The 18,998-nt window shown below is 64.9% G+C and carries 16 protein-coding genes and 1 pseudogene; 6 read left to right on the forward strand and 11 right to left on the reverse strand.

Features of this window, described 5'->3' with window-relative positions; genetic code table 11:
• Positions 1–2: 2 nt before the first annotated feature.
• Genes AC1DZP_RS14085 through AC1DZP_RS14095 form a run of 3 tightly spaced genes read left to right on the forward strand, consistent with a single transcriptional unit; the run spans position 3 to position 3,654 of the window.
• Positions 3–1,988, forward strand: a complete 1,986-nt coding sequence (locus tag AC1DZP_RS14085) for a hydantoinase B/oxoprolinase family protein (RefSeq protein ID WP_477303126.1) — start codon at positions 3–5, stop codon at positions 1,986–1,988.
• A complete protein-coding gene (locus tag AC1DZP_RS14090) occupies positions 1,985–2,287 on the forward strand; it encodes a (2Fe-2S)-binding protein (protein ID WP_477303128.1) in 303 nt (100 codons plus the stop codon). Before AC1DZP_RS14085 ends, AC1DZP_RS14090 begins: the two co-directional genes overlap by 4 nt.
• Positions 2,284–3,654, forward strand: coding sequence for an FAD/NAD(P)-dependent oxidoreductase (locus tag AC1DZP_RS14095; RefSeq protein WP_477303130.1), 1,371 nt, complete (start codon positions 2,284–2,286; stop codon positions 3,652–3,654). Before AC1DZP_RS14090 ends, AC1DZP_RS14095 begins: the two co-directional genes overlap by 4 nt.
• Positions 3,655–3,694: 40 nt before the next feature.
• On the opposite strand, the gene AC1DZP_RS14100 is transcribed toward AC1DZP_RS14095, so the two are convergent.
• Entirely contained in the window at positions 3,695–5,020 is a 1,326-nt protein-coding gene (locus tag AC1DZP_RS14100) for an NAD(P)/FAD-dependent oxidoreductase (RefSeq protein ID WP_477303132.1), read from the reverse strand.
• A gap of 224 nt (positions 5,021–5,244) precedes the next feature.
• Between AC1DZP_RS14100 and AC1DZP_RS14105 the strand changes: the two genes are divergently transcribed.
• Positions 5,245–5,721: an Lrp/AsnC family transcriptional regulator gene (locus AC1DZP_RS14105; RefSeq protein ID WP_095091725.1), complete on the forward strand. Its 477-nt coding sequence runs from the start codon at positions 5,245–5,247 to the stop codon at positions 5,719–5,721.
• A gap of 41 nt (positions 5,722–5,762) precedes the next feature.
• Here AC1DZP_RS14105 and AC1DZP_RS14110 read toward each other — a convergent pair whose 3' ends face one another.
• From AC1DZP_RS14110 to AC1DZP_RS14145, 8 genes are all read right to left on the reverse strand, one after another.
• Complete coding sequence (locus AC1DZP_RS14110) at positions 5,763–7,418, reverse strand: ABC transporter ATP-binding protein (protein ID WP_477303134.1); 1,656 nt, start codon at positions 7,416–7,418, stop codon at positions 5,763–5,765.
• Entirely contained in the window at positions 7,415–8,266 is an 852-nt protein-coding gene (locus tag AC1DZP_RS14115) for an ABC transporter permease (protein WP_457151864.1), read from the reverse strand. Before AC1DZP_RS14115 ends, AC1DZP_RS14110 begins: the two co-directional genes overlap by 4 nt.
• On the reverse strand, positions 8,263–9,213 hold the full coding sequence (locus AC1DZP_RS14120) for an ABC transporter permease (protein ID WP_095091041.1): 951 nt from the start codon (positions 9,211–9,213) through the stop codon (positions 8,263–8,265). Before AC1DZP_RS14120 ends, AC1DZP_RS14115 begins: the two co-directional genes overlap by 4 nt.
• Positions 9,214–9,299: 86 nt before the next feature.
• Positions 9,300–10,910, reverse strand: a complete 1,611-nt coding sequence (locus AC1DZP_RS14125) for an ABC transporter substrate-binding protein (RefSeq protein WP_477303136.1) — start codon at positions 10,908–10,910, stop codon at positions 9,300–9,302.
• Between the two features lie 64 nt (positions 10,911–10,974).
• Complete coding sequence (locus tag AC1DZP_RS14130) at positions 10,975–11,667, reverse strand: HAD-IA family hydrolase (RefSeq protein WP_477303138.1); 693 nt, start codon at positions 11,665–11,667, stop codon at positions 10,975–10,977.
• A 267-nt stretch (positions 11,668–11,934) separates the two neighbouring features.
• Positions 11,935–13,308 (reverse strand): aminotransferase class III-fold pyridoxal phosphate-dependent enzyme, encoded by a 1,374-nt coding sequence (locus tag AC1DZP_RS14135; RefSeq protein WP_477303140.1) that lies wholly within the window; start codon positions 13,306–13,308, stop codon positions 11,935–11,937.
• 14 nt (positions 13,309–13,322) lie between these two features.
• Positions 13,323–14,162: a GNAT family N-acetyltransferase gene (locus tag AC1DZP_RS14140; protein WP_477303142.1), complete on the reverse strand. Its 840-nt coding sequence runs from the start codon at positions 14,160–14,162 to the stop codon at positions 13,323–13,325.
• Between the two features lie 181 nt (positions 14,163–14,343).
• Positions 14,344–14,484 (reverse strand): hypothetical protein, encoded by a 141-nt coding sequence (locus tag AC1DZP_RS14145; RefSeq protein ID WP_457151150.1) that lies wholly within the window; start codon positions 14,482–14,484, stop codon positions 14,344–14,346.
• Between AC1DZP_RS14145 and AC1DZP_RS14150 the strand changes: the two genes are divergently transcribed.
• On the forward strand, positions 14,483–15,151 hold the full coding sequence (locus tag AC1DZP_RS14150; RefSeq protein ID WP_095091726.1) for a haloacid dehalogenase type II: 669 nt from the start codon (positions 14,483–14,485) through the stop codon (positions 15,149–15,151). The two genes, AC1DZP_RS14145 and AC1DZP_RS14150, sit on opposite strands and share 2 nt — an antisense overlap.
• Positions 15,152–15,167: 16 nt before the next feature.
• Positions 15,168–16,442, forward strand: coding sequence for an NAD(P)/FAD-dependent oxidoreductase (locus AC1DZP_RS14155; protein WP_477303145.1), 1,275 nt, complete (start codon positions 15,168–15,170; stop codon positions 16,440–16,442).
• A 37-nt stretch (positions 16,443–16,479) separates the two neighbouring features.
• Here AC1DZP_RS14155 and AC1DZP_RS14160 read toward each other — a convergent pair.
• A pseudogene (locus AC1DZP_RS14160) lies at positions 16,480–17,936 on the reverse strand (NAD-dependent succinate-semialdehyde dehydrogenase).
• A gap of 17 nt (positions 17,937–17,953) precedes the next feature.
• Positions 17,954–18,997 (reverse strand): tartrate dehydrogenase, encoded by a 1,044-nt coding sequence (locus AC1DZP_RS14165; RefSeq protein WP_477303147.1) that lies wholly within the window; start codon positions 18,995–18,997, stop codon positions 17,954–17,956.
• Position 18,998 lies beyond the last annotated feature (1 nt).

Raw genomic sequence — 18,998 nt, forward strand, 5'->3', positions numbered from 1 at the left:
CCATGTTTGACCGGACAAACCTGCAGGTTCTGGCGAACCATGCCCGCGCGGCGGCCGAGAACATGGCCCACACACTGCACCGCACCGCGCACTCCGCCTTCGTCAAGGAGACGCAGGACTTTACGGTGATGCTGATGGACCGTTCAGGCGCGACCTTCGCCGTGCCGATGGACCTCGGCGCCACCTGGTATCCGGGGCTTTCGTATCACCGCGCTATCGCGATGGTCGACAACTACCGGCCGGGAGACGTTGCGTTCACCAACGATCCCTATTCCGGCTACGTCGCCACGCACGCGCCCGACACGCATCTGTGGAAGCCGGTCTTCGTCGATGGCGAGATCGTCGCCTGGACCGGGGGGCATATCCACAACACCGACATGGGCGGGGCGGTGCCGGCTTCGCTCAGCCGGGCGCTGACCGAAATCCATCAGGAAGGCATCCGCTTTCCCCCGATGAAGCTTGTGAATGAGGGCGTCTTCGACGAGACGATCCTGCGGATCATGAGCACCAATGTGCGCAAGCCCGACCTCAACATCGGCGACATCAAGGCGTTGGTCGGGGCGCTCAACACCGGCGAGCGCAAGATCCAGGCAATGGTGAGGAAGTTCGGCAAGGCCGGCTTCATCGAAGGTGTTTCCGCGCTTCTCGACCATGCCGAGGCGCAGGCGCGCGACGTGCTGCGCGCCATGCCCGACGGCACATGGGAGTTCGCCGATTATGCCGATGAGGATTCGGTCGAGGCCAATCCCTGCCGGCTGAAGCTGACGCTGACGATCAGGGGCGACGAGGCGGTGCTCGACTTCACCGGCTCCGATCCGCAGCTCGGCTCTTCGCTCAACGTGCCTTCAGGTGGCGACCCGCGCCACACTATGCTGCTGGTGGGTGTCTACTACGTCCTCTACACACTCAACCCGAAGCTCCTGCTCAATACGGGCCTCACCCGGCCGTTCACCTGCATCGCACCTACGGGTTCGGTGTTGAACCCGGTATACCCCGCCGCCGTGGGCATGCGCTCGCTCACCTGCGCCCGGCTGCGGTCGGTCATCTTCGGCGCCTTCTCGCAAGCGGTGCCGGACCGCCTGCCAGCGGCACCCGCCGGCAACAACTGCATCGTTAACGTCATGACCACGGACGAACGTACCAGCCGGACCGTCATCGCGGCGGTGAACCCGGTGGTGGGCGGCGGTGGCGCGATGCCGCATCGCGACGGGACCAATGGGTCGGGCGCCGATGCCGCCTATCTCAAGAACACGCCGATCGAGATCACCGAGACCGAGACCCCGGTCGAATTCGTGAAATACGGGCTCGCCAGGGACAGCGGCGGTGCGGGCCGTTGGCGCGGCGGCCTGGCGACCGAGATGGCCTTCCGTGTCTTCGCCCCCGACTCAAGGATCACGGCGCGCAACCGGGATCGCAGCTTCTTTCGTCCCTGGGGCGTGCTGGGCGGCAAGGCGGCCGGCCTGTCGGATATGGTCGTCAATCCGGGGACCGAGCATGAGCGGCGGCTGGGCAACATCGACACGGCGGTGCTGCAGCCCGGCGACGTGCTCGATATCCGTTCCGCCGGAGGCGGCGGGCGCGGCGATCCGCATGGGCGCGAGCCCTGGCGCGTCGCACAGGATGTGCGGCGAGGCTATGTCTCGCCAACGGCTGCCGAGCGCGACTATGGCGTCGTCATCCGCGACGGCGAGGTCGACGAGCAGGCGACGGAAAGGCTGCGCGCACGCCAGGGGCCAGCCGCCGGCCATTTCCATTTCGGTCCGGAGCGCGACGGTTACGAAGCGCAGTGGACCCCAGCGGCCTATGACCGGCTTACCGCCATACTGAGGGACTTGCCGATCCATTGGCGGTTCTTCGCCAAGACGGAGATCTTCCGCCGCATGAAGGGACGTTCGGGGCCGGAGGGCGTCCAGGCGGCGTTCGATGCGGCCTGCGAGCGGTTCCCCGAACTGCCACGTCCTCGCCCCGTGCGAGAAGCAGCAGAATGATCACCGCCGGCCGCATCGTCCGGCTGGCCGAGCGCGGCCGGGCGCAGTTGCATTTCTTTCTCGACGGGCAGATGCGCAGTGCACTGGCGGGCGACACCGTGCTGACCGCCATGCTGGCGTCAGGGCACGCGTTGCGAAAGTCCGAGTTCGGACCAGAGCCGCGGGCCGGCTTCTGCCTGATGGGAGCCTGCCAGGATTGCTGGGTATGGCAGGACGAGGGACCGCGCCTGCGGGCTTGCTCGACACTTCTCAGCGAAGGCATGCGGTTGCGCACGATGCCACCGGAGCGCTGGCCGTGAGCGAGACCCCGCCGCCGCGGATCGTGATCGTGGGCGCCGGTCCGGCTGGCATAAGGGGCGCCGCGACGCTTGTGGAGGCCGGGCTCCACCCGGTGGTGATCGACGAAGGGCAGCGCGCTGGCGGACAGATCTATCGCCGCCCGCCCGCCGGCTCCACCCGCACACCGGAGCAACTCTACGGGTCGGAGGCGGCGAAGGCGCGAGCGCTGCATTCGCTCTTCGACCGGCTGGCCGCAGAGGGGCGGCTCACCCATTGTGCGGCGAGCTCGGTCATCGCAGTGCATGAGGGTCGGCTGCACGTGCTGGGGGAGGGTGGTGTGCAGGTGGTCTTCTATGACCGCCTGATCCTTGCCACCGGCGCATCCGACCGTGTCGCTCCGGTGCCGGGCTGGCAGAGCGCCGGCGTCTACAGCCTCGGCGCGGCGCAGATCGCGCTCAAGGCGCAGGGCGTGGCGCTTGGGCGGCGGATCGTGCTGACGGGATCAGGGCCACTGCTGACGCTGGTCGGCGCCCAGCTTGTCAAGGCCGGAGCGGATGTGGCGGCGGTGTTGGACACCTCGCCCTGGCGCCAGCAGATGCGAGGGGCGGTCTGGGGACTTGCTGCCCGGCCATTGGTTGCGCTGCGCGGCATGGCCCTGCGAGCAAGGCTCGGCGGCCGCTACCATGCGGGTGTGACGCTCGAACGGATCGAGGCCGACAAGCAAGGTGTCGCGGCGATGCGCTGGCGCGACGCCGGCGGCCGGGAGCACCGCACCCCTTGCGACATGATCGGCATGGGCTGGCACCTGCGGGCAGAGACGCATCTGGCCGACCTTGTGGGATGCACCTTCACCTATGACGAGCAATGGCGGCAATGGCTGCCAAGGACCGACCAGATGGGTCGTGCCGGCAACGGAGTCTACCTGGCGGGCGATGGGGTTCGTCTTCTGGGAGCGGATGGCGCGGAGATCGCTGGGCGTCTCGCGGCTGCGGCATGCCTTGCCGATCTCGGAATTCCTGCGTCCGCCACCGGCGTCGATTTGCGCAAGCTGGCACGGCTCGAGCGCTTTGCTCGCGGCCTGGCTTACGCCTTTCCCTGGCCGGCAGCGATGGCGCGGGCACTTCCCGATGAGGCGGTCGTCTGTCGCTGCGAGAACGTGACAGCCGGAGCCGTACGCCAGAGCGTGGATTTCGGCGGCGGCGAGGCCAACAGGGCGAAATCGCTATCGCGCGTCGGCATGGGGCGATGCCAGGGGCGCTACTGCCAGTTGGCTGCCGTCGAACTCGTGGCGGCCCAGGCCGGCTGTGCGGCCGACGCTGTCGGCCGGTTTCGCGGACAGGCGCCTGTCCGGCCGGCGCCTGTCGGTGCCTTCCTCCGGGACGGCTGATGCAATTCCGGAGTCCACACAGGAAGACATGGATCACGTCTCAGAAATCGGCGACCTTCCCCCAGGCTGAAGCGTCGAAGCGCCGGGGATCATAGGAATTCGGATCGACGATCGGCTCCGACCCGGTCACCAGATCGGCGACGAGGTGACCGGCGCCCGGGCCGATGCCGAAGCCGTGTCCCGAAAACCCGGCAGCCAGGAAGAAACCAGGAATGGTATCGATCTCGCCGATGGCGGGCACGCCGTCCGGCGTGCTGTCGATGTAACCGGCCCAGGCCGCACTGATCCTGGTCTTTCTGAGGTCGGGCAGGAGTTCGAGCGCCCGGGCATGGGTCAGGCGGATGGTCGCCTGATCCGGGGCCGGATCGAGGATGCGCATCCGCTCCATCGGTGTCGGTTGGTCGAGCCGCCAGCAACCGAGCGTTTCGTGGCCCGAGCGCATGCCCTGCAGACCGCCGGGTGCGAGGCTGCGCCAGCGCTTCAAGAACATGGGCAGGAAATGCGGCGAGAAGCGCAACTGCTGCGGCGTCACGTCCACCCGGCCGCGGCCGCTTATGGCGAGTGTGTAGCCGCCGTCGCCGCGACGCGTGGCCGAGATCCTTGCCGTGTGCAGCGCATCCGGCAGACCTTCAGCACCCGGCGAGACGGACAGGATGGAGGAACGGATCGACGTCTGCGGAAAGCGGAAGCCGAACTGCCGGCAAAAAGAGGAGGCCCAGGCACCGCCGGCCAGGACGGCCAGCTTCGTCCGGATCGCTCCGCTTTCGGTGACCACGCCGCTCAGGCGACCGCCCTCGGTCTCGATACCGCGCGCGGCGCAGCTCTGGTGCACGGAGCCCCCCAGTTTGAAAATGGCACGAGCGACCGAGGGCGCGGCGCGCGACGGGTCGGCTGTGCCGTCGGTCGGCGAGAAGACACCGCCCTTCCAGGTCCGGCCCGTGGCGCGACCCCGCTCGCTGGCCTCAGCGCCGTCGAGCATCAGCGTGGTGACGCCGGCCGTCCTGGCGAAGTCACGCCAGCGCGCCCAGCCGGCCAGTTCCGCCTCGTCATTGCTGAGATAGAGCAGGCCGCAACGGCGAAAGCCGGTGTCCTCCCCGGTTTCCGTCGCGAAGCTGTCCCACAGATCGAGGCTGCGGGTCGCCATCGGCAGTTCGCGGCCGTCGCGGTTCTGCTGGCGGCACCATCCCCAGTTCCTGGAGGACTGCTCGGCGCCGATGCGCCCCTTTTCGACAAGAGCGACCTTCATGCCGCGTCTGGCCAGGTAGTAGGCCGCGAAGACGCCGACAATGCCGCCGCCGATCACCACCGCGTCCGCGGACTGTGGCAGTTCGCCAGATGTTTCGATTTGCTGCAGCGGCGCGCGCATGGTCCCTCTACCTTTGAAGCGCCAATCCTAACGCGTTGCGCAGGCAGCCGCTGCCGCAGTTGAGGCCGAAGCAGAATTTTATTCCGGCAGCCCGGTTGAAATCGGGAGTCACTGCGTTTCAATGCGGCATCGCTTGGATGGACAGGCCAGCGGGCTGTGGTAGTGTCAATGGCTACTAGCAAGGCAGCATTTTGTGCTGTGGCGCGCGTTCTGCGGAGACGGCCGTGAAACTGGATCGGATCGATATCAAGATCCTCTACGAGTTGCAGAAGAACGGCCGCATCACCAATGTGGAATTGGCCGATCTGGTGCATCTGTCGCCAAGCCCGTGCCTGATGCGGGTGAAGAAACTCCAGTCGGAAGGCTACATCGAGGGCTATTCCGCACAGGTCAATATCGGCAAGCTCGGCCAGACGCTGACCGTGTTCACCGAAATCACCTTGAAGAACCATCGCCAGGTGGACTTCGCCCGCTTTCTCGCCGTCGTCGAGAAGATCGACCAGGTCATCGAATGCCACCTCGTGTCGGGCGGCTACGACTATTTGATGAAATTCGTGACCGCCGGTATCGGCGAGTACCAGACGATCATGGAACGGCTGACCGACATGGATATCGGCATCGACAAGTATTTCAGCTTCGTGGTGCTGAAGTCTCCCATCGTCAAGGCGCACATGCCGCTGCCCAGCCTGTTTCCGAGGTGAGGCGGCTGCTTCCTGAAACGGTGGCCCTTTTGTCGATGTAGTCAGCGGTGGCCGTACTGGCTGACGAGTTCGGGGTCGCGGACGAGGCCGTCCAGCCAGGTCGGGTCAAGCTTCGGCACCGAGGAGAACAGAAGCTTGGAATAGGGGTGGGTGGGCGCCGTCACCTTGTCGGGCGTGATCTGTTCCACCCGCTGCCCGTTGTACATGACCATGATCTCGTCGCAGATGGCCTCGACGACGGAGAGGTCGTGGCTGATGAAGATGTAGGAAAGTCCCAGCTCGCGCTGCAGCTCCTTGAGCAGCTCGATCACGGCGGACGCCACCACCGTGTCGAGGGCCGAGGTGATTTCGTCGCAGATGATCAGCTTGGGGTTGGCCGCCAGCGCGCGTGCGAAATTCACGCGCTGCTTCTGGCCGCCAGAGAGCTCCGATGGGTGACGGTAGCGCAGGCCCCTTGGCAAGCGCACCATGTCGAGCAGCTCGTCCACGCGCTTCGCGCGCGCCTGCCTGTCGAGCCGGTGATAGAAGGCCAGCGGACGGGAGATGATGTCCTCCACCGGCTTGGCCGGATTGAGCGCAGTATCGGCATATTGGAACACGATCTGCATCTCGCGCAGCTGGTCCTGACTGCGTTTCCTGGCGGCGCGCTGCAGGTCCTTGCCGTCGAAGACGATGTCGCCGGTCGCAGCAGGATGGATGCCTGCGATAACGCGCGCCAGCGTCGATTTTCCACAGCCGGATTCGCCGATGACGCCGAGATTGCGCCCCTTCTCGACGACCAGGCTGACGGAATCGACCGCGCGGATGAGTGGCAGTCCGTCATCCCGAACCGGGCCGTAGCCGGCCGTGACATTGTCGATACGCAGCAGCTGCTTGGTCCCGGCATCTGCGTCCGCATGTGCTTGCCGCGGCTTCGGTTCGAAGGCGGCCAGCAGTTCGCGCGTATAGGGATGCTGGGCAGCCGAAAGGATTGCCGCAGTAGTGCCGGTCTCCTGCACTTCGCCGCCCTTCAGCACCACGATGCGGTCGGCGATCTGGGCCACGACCGCGAGGTCATGGGAAACATAGACACCCGCCACGCCGCCCGCCCGCATGACCGACTTGAATGCCTTCAGCACGTCGATCTGCGTCGTCACGTCGAGTGCCGTCGTCGGCTCGTCGAAGATGACCAGCTTGGGATCGCTAATGAGCGCCATGGCCGCCGACAGCCGCTGCAACTGCCCGCCCGAAACCTGGTGCGGATAACGGGTGCCGATCCCTTCCGGGTCGGGCAGCGACAACGCCCTGAACAGCTCCACCGCGCGCTGCCGCGCCTGTTCGGGCGGCATCAGCTTGTGGATCCGCGTGACCTCGATGACCTGCTCCATGATCGTGGAGGAAGGGTTGAACGAGGCGGCGGCACTTTGCGGGACATAGGCAATGTCGGTGCCGCGCAGCCTGGCGCGTTCCTTTTCGGAAAGGGTAGCCATGTTCTTGCCGCCAACATTGATCTCGCCGCTGGTGATCCGGCAGCCGGGCCGCGCATAGCCCATCAGCGAGAGCGCCACCGTGGTCTTGCCGGAGCCGCTTTCTCCGATCAGGGCGACGATCTCGCCGTAGGCGATGTCGAGGCTGACGCCCTTGATGATTTCGACAAGTCGTCCGGAGTCGGTTTTCGCCTCGATCCGCAGGTTCCTGACCTCGACGAGATTGCTCATGCGTCCCGGTCCCTGATCTTCTGCGGCAGGTTGTCGATCAGCAGGTTGACGCTGATGGTGAGGCTGGCGATTGCCAGCGACGGCACGATGACGGCGGGGGCCGCGAAAGGCAGGCCGCCGATGTTCTCGCGCACCAGCGCGCCCCAGTCGGCGAGCGGCGGCTGGAGACCGAGTCCCAGGAAGGACAGGCCGGAGAGCAAAAGCACGATGAAGACGAAGCGCAGGCCGAAGTCGGCCAGCACCGGGCGGATGATGTTGGGCAGGATTTCGGACCCGATGAGGTAGAGGGTGCTCTCGCCGCGGACACGGGCGACGGTGATGAAGTCCATGGTGTTGATGTTGACGGCGAGCGCGCGCGCGAAGCGGTAGGCGCCGGGGATATAGATGACGGCGAGCGTCACGATCAGCACCGGGATCGACGAGCCGACCGCGGCGACGACCACAAGGCCGAACAGCTTGCTGGGGATGGAGTTCATGGCGTCCAGGAAGCGGCTGAGGCAGGTGTCGAGCCAGCCACCGGTGACCGCCGCAATCATCCCCAGCACGACGCCCGAAAAACAGGCGATGGAGACGGCGGCGAGCGATATGCCGACGGTGTAGCGGGCGCCCATCAGAACTCGCGAGAGCATATCGCGCCCAAGATAGTCCGAGCCGAGCCACAGTCCCTGGCGCATCGGGCCGAAATAGTCGTCGTCGACTATGTCGCCGATCGAATGGGGAATCACGTAGGGCGCAAGGATCGCGACGAGCGTCCAAGCCAGGATGACCAGCGCGGCCACGACGCCCACGAGGCTGTAGCTGTGGCCCAGGAAGGACCGCCGAGAGGTTGTCACGCGCGCTGTCGTCATCTGAGCCTCGGGTTGGACATGATGGCGACGACGTCGGCGGCGGTGATGAGAAAGAGATAGCCGAGGCAGAAGATCATCGCGCAGCTCTGGATCAGCGGCAGGTCGCGGGTGGCGACCGCATCGACCATCAGCTTGGCGATGCCGGGATAGTTGAAGATCGTCTCGACGATGATGACGCCGCCGACCAGATAGGAAAGCGAAAGCGCTACCGCGTTGACGATCGGCCCAAGCGCATTAGGGAGCGCGTGCCTCAGGACCATGCGGCTGCGCGAGGCGCCTTTCAGAAGCGCCATCTCGACATAAGGCGTGGAGAGCGTCTCGATCACCGCGGCGCGGGTCATGCGGATCATCTGGGCGGAGATGACGAAGGTGAGCGTGATCACCGGCATTGCATAGATGCGCACGAGATCGGTCAGCGAATGCGCCTCGTTGACCGAGGACAGCGCCGGCAGCCATTTGAGATAAACGGCGAAGAGCAGGACCGCGAGGGTCGCGACCATGAATTCTGGCACGGAGATGACGCCGATCGACAGGATGGTGACCGTGCGGTCGTAGACGGAGCCGCGCAACATGGCGGCGGTGATGCCGAGCGTCAGCGCCAGTGGCACCGAGAGCAGCGTGGTGATGCCGGCGAGCTTCATGGTGTTGACCAGGCGCCCGCCGATTAGCGCCGCAACAGGCATCTCGTTGGCATAGGAGGTGCCGAGGTCACCATGGAGCAGGCCGAGAAGCCAGAGCAGGAAGCGCAGGATCGCCGGATCATTAAGATGCATAGCCTCACGCAGGCCGGCGACCGCTTCAGGAGTCGCCGCCTGGCCGAGTAGGATCGACGCGGTGTCGCCGGGTAGCATGCTGGTGGCGAAGAACACGGCGAACAGCACGATCAAAAGTGTGACGGCCGCGATCCCCAGCCGCTTCAGCACGAGGTTGAGAACCCCAGATGTCATGGAAGCGCTCCCTGCGGTTGTTCGGCCAAGCAATCTTGCGCAGTGAACTGCCGGGGGCTGGCTGACCGGCCCCCGGCAGGCGTCTCTCAGGCTTCAAGCCAGAGATATTCCGCCATTGCGTAGCCCATCATGCCACCGAGCGGGTTCGCCTCCAAACCCTTCACCTTACTGGAGAGGGCATCCACGTTGGAAATGTAGGCCGGGATGATGGTGCCGGCCTCCTCGGAGACCATAGCCTGCATCTGGCCGTAGATCTCCTTGCGCTTGGCCTGGTCGAGCGAGCCGCGCGCCTCGATGAGCATCTTGTCGAAACTCTCGGACTTGTACTGGCTTTCGTTCCACGGCGCGTTGGAAGCGTAGAGGAGCGAGAACAGGATGTCCGGCGTCGGGCGCGGATTGATGTTGCCGAAATGGATCGGCGCCTTGAGCCAGTAATTGTCCCAATAGCCGTCGGCCGGGACGCGCTGGACGTCGAGTTTCATGCCGATATCCGCGCCGGCGGCCTGGATGATCACCGCCATGTCGATCGACGAGGTCGCGGCGTCGGAAGCGATCACCGGGATGGACTGGCCGAGCAGGCCTGACTTCTGGAAGTGGAACTTCGCCTTGTCCGGGTCGAAAGCCTTCGGCTTGATGTCGGGATTGTGGAAGATGTTTGCCGGCGAGACAGGCTGGTCGTTGCCGATTTCGCCAAGGCCGCGCAATGCCGATTTGACGATCTGCTCGCGGTTGACGAGATACTTCATGCCGGCCACGAAATCGGCCTTGCTGCCCGGATCCATGTCGAGCCGGATGTTGAGGTCGGTATAGTTACCCGAGGTCGTCTTCGACAACTCGAAGCCCTGCTGGCCGCCGATGAGCTTCATCGCGCGCGGATTGATCGAAGCCGCAAAATTGATGTCGCCGGAAAGCAGGGCGTTGACGCGGGCACTGTCGTCGCTGATAGCGATGAATTCGAAAGAGTCGAGATAGGGCTTGCCCGACTTCCAGTAGTTCTTGTTCTTGGTGACCACCGACCGCACGCCCGGTTCGAAAGCCTCGAGCACGAAGGCTCCGGTGCCATTGCCCTTGGAGAAGTCGGTGGTGCCGTCCTGGACGATCATGAAGTGATGCAGCGCCAGGATGGTCGGGAGGTCGGCATTCGGGTCGGCGAGCGTGATTTCGACGGTCGACTTGTCTACCGCCTTGAAGCCGGTCATCTGCGCGGCGATCTTGGCGACCTTGGAGCCGACCGCTTTGTCGAGATGGCGCTTCAGCGAGTAGACGACGTCGTCGGCGGTAAGGTCCTTGCCGTCGTGGAAGGTGACGCCCTTGCGCAGCTTCACCGTCCAGGTCTTGGCGTCCTTGCTGTCGAAGCTCTCGGCCAGCTCCATCTGCGTGACGCCATCCTTGTCGAGGAAAGTCAGGCGGTTGTAGAGCGAGCAGCAGCGGACATAGTCGGTGGAGAGCGACGCCTTTGCAGGATCAAGCGTGTCGGCGGTCGATGACGACCAGCCGGCGGCTTTGAAGTTTCCGCCGGAAACCGGCTCAGCGGCGACGGCATTGGTGGCGCGGCCGAGCACCAGGCTGCCCGCGGCAACCGCGGCGCCGCCGGCCAACAGCATCTTGAGAAGTTCGCGGCGGTTCGCGCCCCGCCGAATGGCGTTTTCGACCATGGCATCGTCTGCGCTGGTCCAGTTCGTGATCTTGTCGGTCATGTTATTCCCCTTTCTGTTTGTTTGGTCGGGATGCTCGTCTTGTTGCGGCTTTCCGGGCTTGGGCTCAGGTTCGTTCCTTCAGGCTTTCCCGCACGGCCGACGCCAATGCGGCCATTGAGGTGAAGTGGTAGTCCGGGGCGGTGAAGCGCTCCGGCTCGATCGTGCCGCCATAGCCCTTCTGGGCGTGCCGGCGTTCGATCCAGCAGTTGGTCAGGCCAAGTGTCCGGGATATGCCGATGTCGTGATACTGGCTTTGCGCGACGTGCAGGATGTCGTCCTTGCGGTCACCCCGGGAGGCGACGAAATCAAAGACCTTCTGGAAGAACGCCGGATCCGGTTTCTCCGTTCTGGTATCGTCGGGGGTAAAGGTGGCGAAGAAGGGCCATCCCAACTGCTTCTCGAAATGATTGAGCGCCCAGCGCCGGGCATTGGTCATGGCAATCAGCTTGTGTGACTTCGCAAGCTCGGCCAACGCCGCCGCGCTGTCGGGAAAGCCTTGCCAGGTGCTGGCGGAGTCCCGCAGGCGGACGCCGTATTTCTCCTCGGCCGGCAGGCCGAGCCGCGGCGCGATGACCATGTAGACACGCACGAGATCGTCAGGGAACAGCCCTGCATCGGGCATGTAGCGGGCCTGCCGGTACAGGGCCAGCGCAGCTTCGCCATCGATGGAAACGCCAGCGTCACCGGCAATCCCGGCCAGGCAGGTGGTAATGCCGCCTTCGAAGTCGATCAGCGTGCCGACGACGTCGAAGGTCATGTATTTGAATTCGCTAAAGCCCCTGGCCAAGACTGGCTCTCCTCTGCGCGCGGCCGAATTGCATGGTGTTGAACAGAACAAAATTCCGTGCTGCCCGGAGCGTCGGCCTTTTCAAAAGCTCGGAAATTCGGGCCTTCTGGCCTTGTCTTAAGGACAGTCTGGCACTTCCCCCGCGCTGGATTCGCCGAAAAGGCGTGAGGGGGCGGCACAAAATTGCGAAATCGTCTGCCCCGGCGCTATTTCGAAACACGGGGTATTCGTCGCCCGTCATGCCAGGGCCTGGCGGACATCAGCATCGTCCAATGTTTGGTCGAGCGTCCGGCGCGTGCGCTCGATGATAGCATCGATGTCTTCGTCGGTGCAGCAGAGCGGGGGAGCGTAGCCGATAACCCCATTCGCAAAGGCACGGATGATGAGACCGTTGTCCCACGCCCTGTCGAAGACACGCCGCGCCGGCATGGCCGATGCGGGAAGCGGTGTCTTCCCCCTTTTGTCGACCACCAGTTCGATCGCGGCAAGCATGCCGCGACCACGCACGTCGCCCACCAGCGGGTGGTCTCTCAGGCCCTCCAGCGCCGCCATCAGGCGAGCGCCGGCCTTGATGCCGTTCTCCAGCAGGCCGTCTTCGTAGAGCTTCAACACCTCGAGCGCGACGGCGGCGCTGACGGGATGGGCGGAATAGGTATAGCCGTGGCCGACCGCAGAAGCGCCCGCGCCATCGGCGATGACGTTGTAGACATGATCGGCCATGAATACGGCGCCCATCGGAACATAGCCCGAGGTCAGCCCCTTCGCGGTCGTCATCAAGTCGGGAACGATGTCCTCGTCCGTGCAGGCGAAGAGAGGGCCCGTGCGGCCGAAGCCGGTGATCACCTCGTCGGCGATGAACAGGATGCCGTACTCCCGGCAGAGTTCGCGCATCGCCTTAATCCAGCCCTTCGGCGGGACGATCACACCACCCGACCCCTGGATCGGCTCGGCATAGAAGGCAGCGACCCGCTCCGGTCCGAGATCCTCGATCTTGGCCTTCAGCGCGGCGAGCGATGCGGCGATGATCGCGTTCGCGTCCTCGCCTACCGGGTTGCGATAGGGGTAGGGCGAGGGGATCTTGTGTTGCCATTCGAAGGGAATGCCGAAACCGGCGTGAAAGGCGGGCAGGGCGGTCAGGCCCGCGCCGACCACCGACGATCCGTGATAGCCTTGCTCGATGGAAATAAACTGGTCGCGTTTCGGCTCGCCCCTGGCATTCCAATAGTAGCGAACGAAACGGATCGTGCTGTCGACCGCGTCAGACCCGCCGAGCGTGAAATAGACGTGATTGAGGTCGCCTGGCGCGCGTTCGGCCAGTTCCGAGGCGAGCCGGATGGCCGGCTCCGAACCGAGGTCGAAATAGGCGGTGGCGTAGGGAAGCTCGCGCATCTGCCTAGCTGCCGCCTCGACGATGCTGTCGTGGCCGTAGCCGGCATTGACGCACCACAGCCCAGCGAAGCCGTCGACGAGTTGCTTGCCGGACGCATCGGTCACGGTCGCACCCTTCGCCGATTTCAAGACGCGCACGCCGAGCGCCTCATGGCCGCGGTATGAGGAGACCGGATGGATGAGATGGGCGCGGTCGAGATCGATCAGGGAATTGGCGAGCATTGTTGTCCTCCGCGCTAGCCGAGCGCCTGGTTGGCGAGGGCGTAAACTTTTGGCCTGGTCTGTTCCGCGCCCGTCTTGGGCGGACGGTCCATGGCCACGCCGCCGCCGGCATGGGTGAGGCCGATGTCTTCGAGCCAGCCGGCAATGCCGGTCCGGCTGTCGGTATCCACACGCAGAAAGGCGCCGGGGCGCGGCGCAGCGAAGAAGCTGATCAGGGCCCTGGCGTGCGCGGCACTTCCCGCGATGACCGGACCAATCACCTCGCCGCGTCCAAACGGGCGAATCGCGGCATAGGCTTCGATGGCGCCGTTGCGGCGGATAACCGCGAGTTGGCCGTGCTCGGCCAGCGCATCGATCAGGGCTTCGCGGTCGGCGCCATAGGCGTCGCGGTCCAGCGCCTTGATGTCCGACAGATCGTCGATGCGTGCGGCTTCCACGCCGTCGGGCGCGACGAGCTGTGCAACCGTGCCCTGATGCTGCAGGATCGTGCCGGAGGGCACAAAGCCCAGTTTCTGATAAAGAGGCATGCCGTCAGTCGTCGCGACGAGCCGCAGCGGACGGTCGCCGGCGAGGGCGAGAGCCTGATCCATAAGCCGGCGCCCGAGCCCCTTGCCACGCACGTTCCTGTCGACGATCACCATGTTGATCATGGCGCAATCCGCGCCGTAGGGCGTTACCAGGATGGTTCCGGTGACACGGCCCTCGTCGTCGAGCGCGACCGCGCCGCTTGAGAGCTGCAGCGCCATCTGCCAGTCCTGGGGGCGATGCGGCCACTTCTCCTGGCGAGAAAGCGCCACCGCTCCCTCGATATGGTCCGGCCCGAAGTCCTGGATTTCGATCTCGCCCTGCGGCATGAGGCATCCCTATCGTCTGCTGCCCAAGTCTCGGTCATCGGCGCGCCGCAGATCATCTGAAGGCTTTGGCTTCGACAGTATCTTTCGCCGTAGCGCGAGGCGTGCGCCGCATCTTGTGCTGGCACCCTCCACGGCGGACTTGCTTCACATCTCGCACGGCGCCGCTTCGGCACGGCAGATGCTACAGCGTGCCAAACCGGATGGTGGATACGGAACTTTCTGCTTTCGGGAGGGCGATTTCGGTCAGGTGGGTCGCCACCAGACGTCCTATGATGAAATACATCCCAGCGCGGATGTGCTTCCACCGGAGATCGACGGACATGGCTTCCTTCAGGCCCAAATACATCACCTTCGACTGCTACGGCACGTTGACCCATTTCCAGATGGCGGAAGCGGCGCGAGACCTCTACGGCAGCCGGCTCGACGAACCGCGCATGCAGGAGTTCATCAAGAACTTCGCGGCGTATCGGCTCGACGAGATCATGGGCGACTGGAAGCCCTATGCCGACGTCGTTCACAACGCGCTCGAGCGCTCCTGCAAGCGCAATGGCGTCGCCTTCAGCGCCGACGACGCCAGGATGGTCTATGAGCGTGTCCCGACCTGGGGACCGCACGCGGACGTCCCGGCCGGCCTGGCGAAGGTGGCCAAGGAGATTCCGCTGGTCATCCTGTCCAACGCCATGAACGCGCAGATCATGTCCAATGTCGAAAAGCTAGGCGCGCCGTTTCATGCCGTCTACACGGCCGAGCAGGCGCAGGCCTACAAGCCTCGCTTCCAAGCCTTCGAATACATGCTCGACATGCTGGGCTGCGGCACGGAGGACATCCTTCACTGCTCGTCTTCGTTCCGTTACGACCTGATGTCGGCGCACGATCTTGGCATAAAGAACAAGGTCTGGGTCAACCGGGGCCACGAGCCAGCCAACCCGTACTATGGCTATGTCGAGATATCAGACATTTCCGGTCTTCCAGGCGTGGTCGGTCTCTGAAACAGGCGGGTTGCCGATGAAGTTCGTCTCCTACTGGCACGACACGGCCCCTGTCTTTTCCGGCGGGGCGCAGGGCCCGGTCGAGGGGCACTACGATGCCGCCATCATCGGCGGCGGCTTCACCGGTCTCGCCGCGGCGCGCCAACTGGCGAAGGCCGGCGCCAAGGTGGCCGTGCTGGAGGCGGAGCGGGTGGGCTGGGGCGCATCCGGTCGCAATGGCGGGCACTTGAACAACGGCCTCGCCCACAGCTATCTCTCGGCCAAGGCGGAGCTCGGCAAGGAACGCGCAATTGCGCTCTATCGGGCACTCGACGACTCTGTCGATACCATTGAGGCGCTGGTCGCCGAAGAGGGCATCGACTGCAATTTCCGCCGCGCCGGCAAGCTGAAGCTCGCCTCCAAGCCGCTGCATTTCGAAGCGATCGTCCGCAACTTCGAAGCCCTCCATGCCGAAGTCGATCCGGATACGGAGCTGCTGTCGACGGCCGATCTCAAGTCCGAGATTGGCTCGCCCTTCCACGGCGCGATGCTGTCGAAGAAGAGCGCCATGATGCATATGGGCCGCTATGTGGCAGGCTTGGCCACGGCCGCCGCCCGCCACGGTGCGGTGATCCACGAGAACGCGGCGGTGAGCGAACGCAAGCAGGCCGGCGGCAGGCATGAGCTGATAACCTCCCGCGGGCGGATCAGCGCAGATAATGTGCTGGTGGCGACCGGCGCTTACACGACGCCGAATTTCGGCTATTTCCGCCGCAGGATCATCTCCGTCGGCAGCTTCATCATCGCTACAAGGCCGTTGAGCGACGCCGAGATCGCTGCGACCATGCCCGGCAACCGGACTTGCGTGACATCGATGAACATAGGCAACTACTTCCGGCTTTCGCCGGACAGGCGCCTGATCTTCGGCGGTCGCGCACGCTTCTCGGCGACATCGGACCAGCGCTCCGATGCCAGGAGCGGACAGATATTGCAGGCAGGCCTTGCGGCGATCTTCCCGCAACTGGCCAAGGTCGAGATCGACTATTGCTGGGGCGGGCTGGTCGACATGACCAAGGACCGTTTTCCGCGGGCCGGCTACCATGACGGTGTCTGGTACGCGATGGGCTATTCGGGCCACGGCGCGCAGCTTTCCACCCATCTCGGCATGATCCTGGCCGATGCCATGCTCGGCCGCGAAGACCGCAATCCGATGAAGGGGCTCGAGTGGCCTTCCATTCCCGGCTATTCCGGCAAGCCCTGGTTCCTGCCGATGGTCGGCCTCTACTACAAGGCGCTCGACCGGATTCAGTGATCGTCGATCCGGCCCGGTCGGGCTTCAGCCAATTGCCTCAGCTGAGCCCGCCCATGTGGAAGCTCTTCATCTCGAGATATTCCTCGATACCGGCCTGCGCCCCCTCGCGGYCGAGGCCTGACTGCTTGACGCCGCCGAAGGGGGCCACTTCCATCGAGACCGAGCCGGTGTTGAGTCCCACCATGCCGAACTCTAGCGCCTCGCCGACGCGCCAGGCGCGTTTCAGGTTTTCTGTGTAAAAGTAGGAAGCAAGCCCGTAGGGCGTGCCGTTGGCGAGCGCGATCGCTTCCTCTTCCGTCTCGAACCGGAAAAGCGGCGCGACCGGGCCGAACGTTTCCTCGCCGGCGAGCTGCATGTCTTTCGTGGCGCCGGTCAGCACCAGCGGCGCGACATATTGAGGGCCCTCCGGCAGCGCCGGCTTCTCGCTGATGATCACAGCACCTTTGGCGATCGCGTCGTCGACATGGCGGTTGATCTTCTCGACCGCCGCCATGTTGATCATCGGCCCGATGGTGACGCCAGGCTGCGTGCCGGGCCCCACCGTCATGGCGTTGACGCGGGCGGAAAGCTTTGCGGCGAAGGTTTCGTAGACAGTGGCCTGGACGAGAATGCGGTTGGCGCAGACGCAGGTCTGGCCGCCGTTGCGGAACTTCGAGACAAGCGCGCCCTCGACGGCGAGATCGAGATCGGCGTCGTCGAAGACGATGAGAGGCGCGTTGCCGCCGAGTTCGAGACTGAGCCGCTTAACGCTGTCCGCCGCGCCACGCATCAGCAGCGAACCGACCCGCGTCGAGCCGGTGAAGGAGATCTTGCGAACGGTCTCGTTCGCCATGATCTCGTTGCCGATTTCGGCCGGCATGCCGGTGACGATGTTGATGACGCCGGCGGGGATGCCCGCGCGTTCGGCCAGCACGCCGAGTGCCAGCGCCGAAAAGGGGGTGAATTCGGATGGCTTGATCACCACCGTGCAGCCGGCAGCCAGCGCCGGCGCGACCTTGCGGGTGATCATCGCGTTGGGGAAGTTCCACGGCGTGATGATGCCGCACACACCGACCGGCTCCTTCAGCACGATGATGCGCCTGTCTGGCGTCGGCGAGGGGATGGTGTGGCCGTTGATGCGGCGGGCTTCCTCGGCGAACCATTTGACGAAGGACGCGCCGTAGCGGATCTCGCCCTTGGCCTCGTCCAGCGGCTTGCCCTGTTCCGTCGTCAGGATCGCGCGAGATCGTCCAGATGCGCGAGCATCAGGCCATGCCAGGCTTCCAGCAGGGAAGCGCGCTCGGCGTTGGTCTTCTTCTTCCAGTTCCCATATGCGGTAGCCGCGGCCTCCACGGCCGCGCGGGTCTCCGGACCGGCCATGTCGGGCACCGTGCCGATCGCTGCCTGCGTTGCCGGGTCGACGACTTCGACCGTCCTCCCGGAGCCTGCAGCGACCCACTTACCGCCGATCAGGCCGGCATCACGGAAGAGACTTTTGTCTTTCAGATTTTTCATCGAAAACGACCTTGCAATCAGGGGAATGCCGCGACGATGGCGGCCGTGATGGTTTCCGTGGTGTCCTTGCCGGCAGTTGTTCCAACACCGCGCGCGGTCGTCGCCTCGATCGCCTTCATCACGCGGCTGGCCGCGGCCTTTTCGCCCAGATGGTCGAGCATCATTGCGCCGGACCAGATGGTGGCGATCGGATTGGCGATGCCGAGATGGGCGATGTCAGGCGCGGAGCCGTGCACCGGCTCGAACATGGATGGCGCCGAGCGATCGGGGTTGATGTTTGCGGAGGCCGCGTAGCCGAGCCCGCCCTGGATCGCTGCGCCGATATCGGTCAGGATGTCGCCGAAGAGGTTGGAGGCGACGACCACGTCGAGGCTCTCCGGCGTCATGATCATGCGCGCGGCGAGCGCGTCTACATGATAGCTGGTCACCTCGACGTCGGAGTACTCGGCGGCCAGCTTGCGGGTAATCTCGTCCCAGAACACCATCGAATATTTCTGCGCGTTGGATTTGGTGACGGAGGCGAGCTTGCCGCGCCGCGCCCGCGCCTGCTCGAAGCCGAAGCGCAGGATGCGCTCGACGCCGGCACGGGTGAAGATCGAGGTCTCCACGGCGACCTCGTCCAGCGTGCCTTGATGCACGCGCCCGCCGGCGCCCGAATATTCGCCTTCGGTGTTCTCGCGGATGCACAGGATGTCGAAGTTTTCCGCCCGCAGCGGTCCGGTGACGCCCGGCAGCAGGCGGTGCGGCCGGATGTTGGCGTACTGCACGAATGCCTTGCGGATCGGCAGCAGCAGGCCGTGCAGCGAAACGGAATCCGGCACCTCCGCCGGCCAGCCGACCGCGCCGAGAAGGATGGCGTCGAAGCCGCGCAAGGTCTCGATGCCGTCCTCGGGCATCATGCAGCCCGTCTGCTTGAAGAAGCGGCACGACCAAGGCAACTCGGTTCCCGCTACGGCAAAGCCAAAGTTCCTGGCCGCCGTTTCCAGCACTGTCCAAGCGGCGGCGGTCACATCGCGGCCGATGCCGTCACCAGGGATCAGGGCGATCGAGTAGGTCGTCATC

It is taken from the genome of Mesorhizobium sp. P2_F8 (assembly GCF_056403655.1).

Excerpts from the sequence above, each read along its gene's own strand:
- AC1DZP_RS14135 (WP_477303140.1), bottom strand. The coding sequence starts at position 13,308 with ATGCTCGCCAATTCCCTGATCGATCTCGACCGCGCCCATCTCATCCAT.
- AC1DZP_RS14150 (WP_095091726.1), top strand. The coding sequence starts at position 14,483 with ATGGCTTCCTTCAGGCCCAAATACATCACCTTCGACTGCTACGGCACG.
- AC1DZP_RS14140 (WP_477303142.1), bottom strand. The coding sequence starts at position 14,162 with ATGCCGCAGGGCGAGATCGAAATCCAGGACTTCGGGCCGGACCATATC.
- AC1DZP_RS14125 (WP_477303136.1), bottom strand. The coding sequence starts at position 10,910 with ATGACCGACAAGATCACGAACTGGACCAGCGCAGACGATGCCATGGTC.
- AC1DZP_RS14085 (WP_477303126.1), top strand. The coding sequence starts at position 3 with ATGTTTGACCGGACAAACCTGCAGGTTCTGGCGAACCATGCCCGCGCG.
- AC1DZP_RS14100 (WP_477303132.1), bottom strand. The coding sequence starts at position 5,020 with ATGCGCGCGCCGCTGCAGCAAATCGAAACATCTGGCGAACTGCCACAG.
- AC1DZP_RS14090 (WP_477303128.1), top strand. The coding sequence starts at position 1,985 with ATGATCACCGCCGGCCGCATCGTCCGGCTGGCCGAGCGCGGCCGGGCG.
- AC1DZP_RS14145 (WP_457151150.1), bottom strand. The coding sequence starts at position 14,484 with ATGTCCGTCGATCTCCGGTGGAAGCACATCCGCGCTGGGATGTATTTC.
- AC1DZP_RS14120 (WP_095091041.1), bottom strand. The coding sequence starts at position 9,213 with ATGACATCTGGGGTTCTCAACCTCGTGCTGAAGCGGCTGGGGATCGCG.
- AC1DZP_RS14155 (WP_477303145.1), top strand. The coding sequence starts at position 15,168 with ATGAAGTTCGTCTCCTACTGGCACGACACGGCCCCTGTCTTTTCCGGC.
- AC1DZP_RS14110 (WP_477303134.1), bottom strand. The coding sequence starts at position 7,418 with ATGAGCAATCTCGTCGAGGTCAGGAACCTGCGGATCGAGGCGAAAACC.
- AC1DZP_RS14130 (WP_477303138.1), bottom strand. The coding sequence starts at position 11,667 with ATGACCTTCGACGTCGTCGGCACGCTGATCGACTTCGAAGGCGGCATT.
- AC1DZP_RS14165 (WP_477303147.1), bottom strand. The coding sequence starts at position 18,997 with ATGACGACCTACTCGATCGCCCTGATCCCTGGTGACGGCATCGGCCGC.
- AC1DZP_RS14115 (WP_457151864.1), bottom strand. The coding sequence starts at position 8,266 with ATGACGACAGCGCGCGTGACAACCTCTCGGCGGTCCTTCCTGGGCCAC.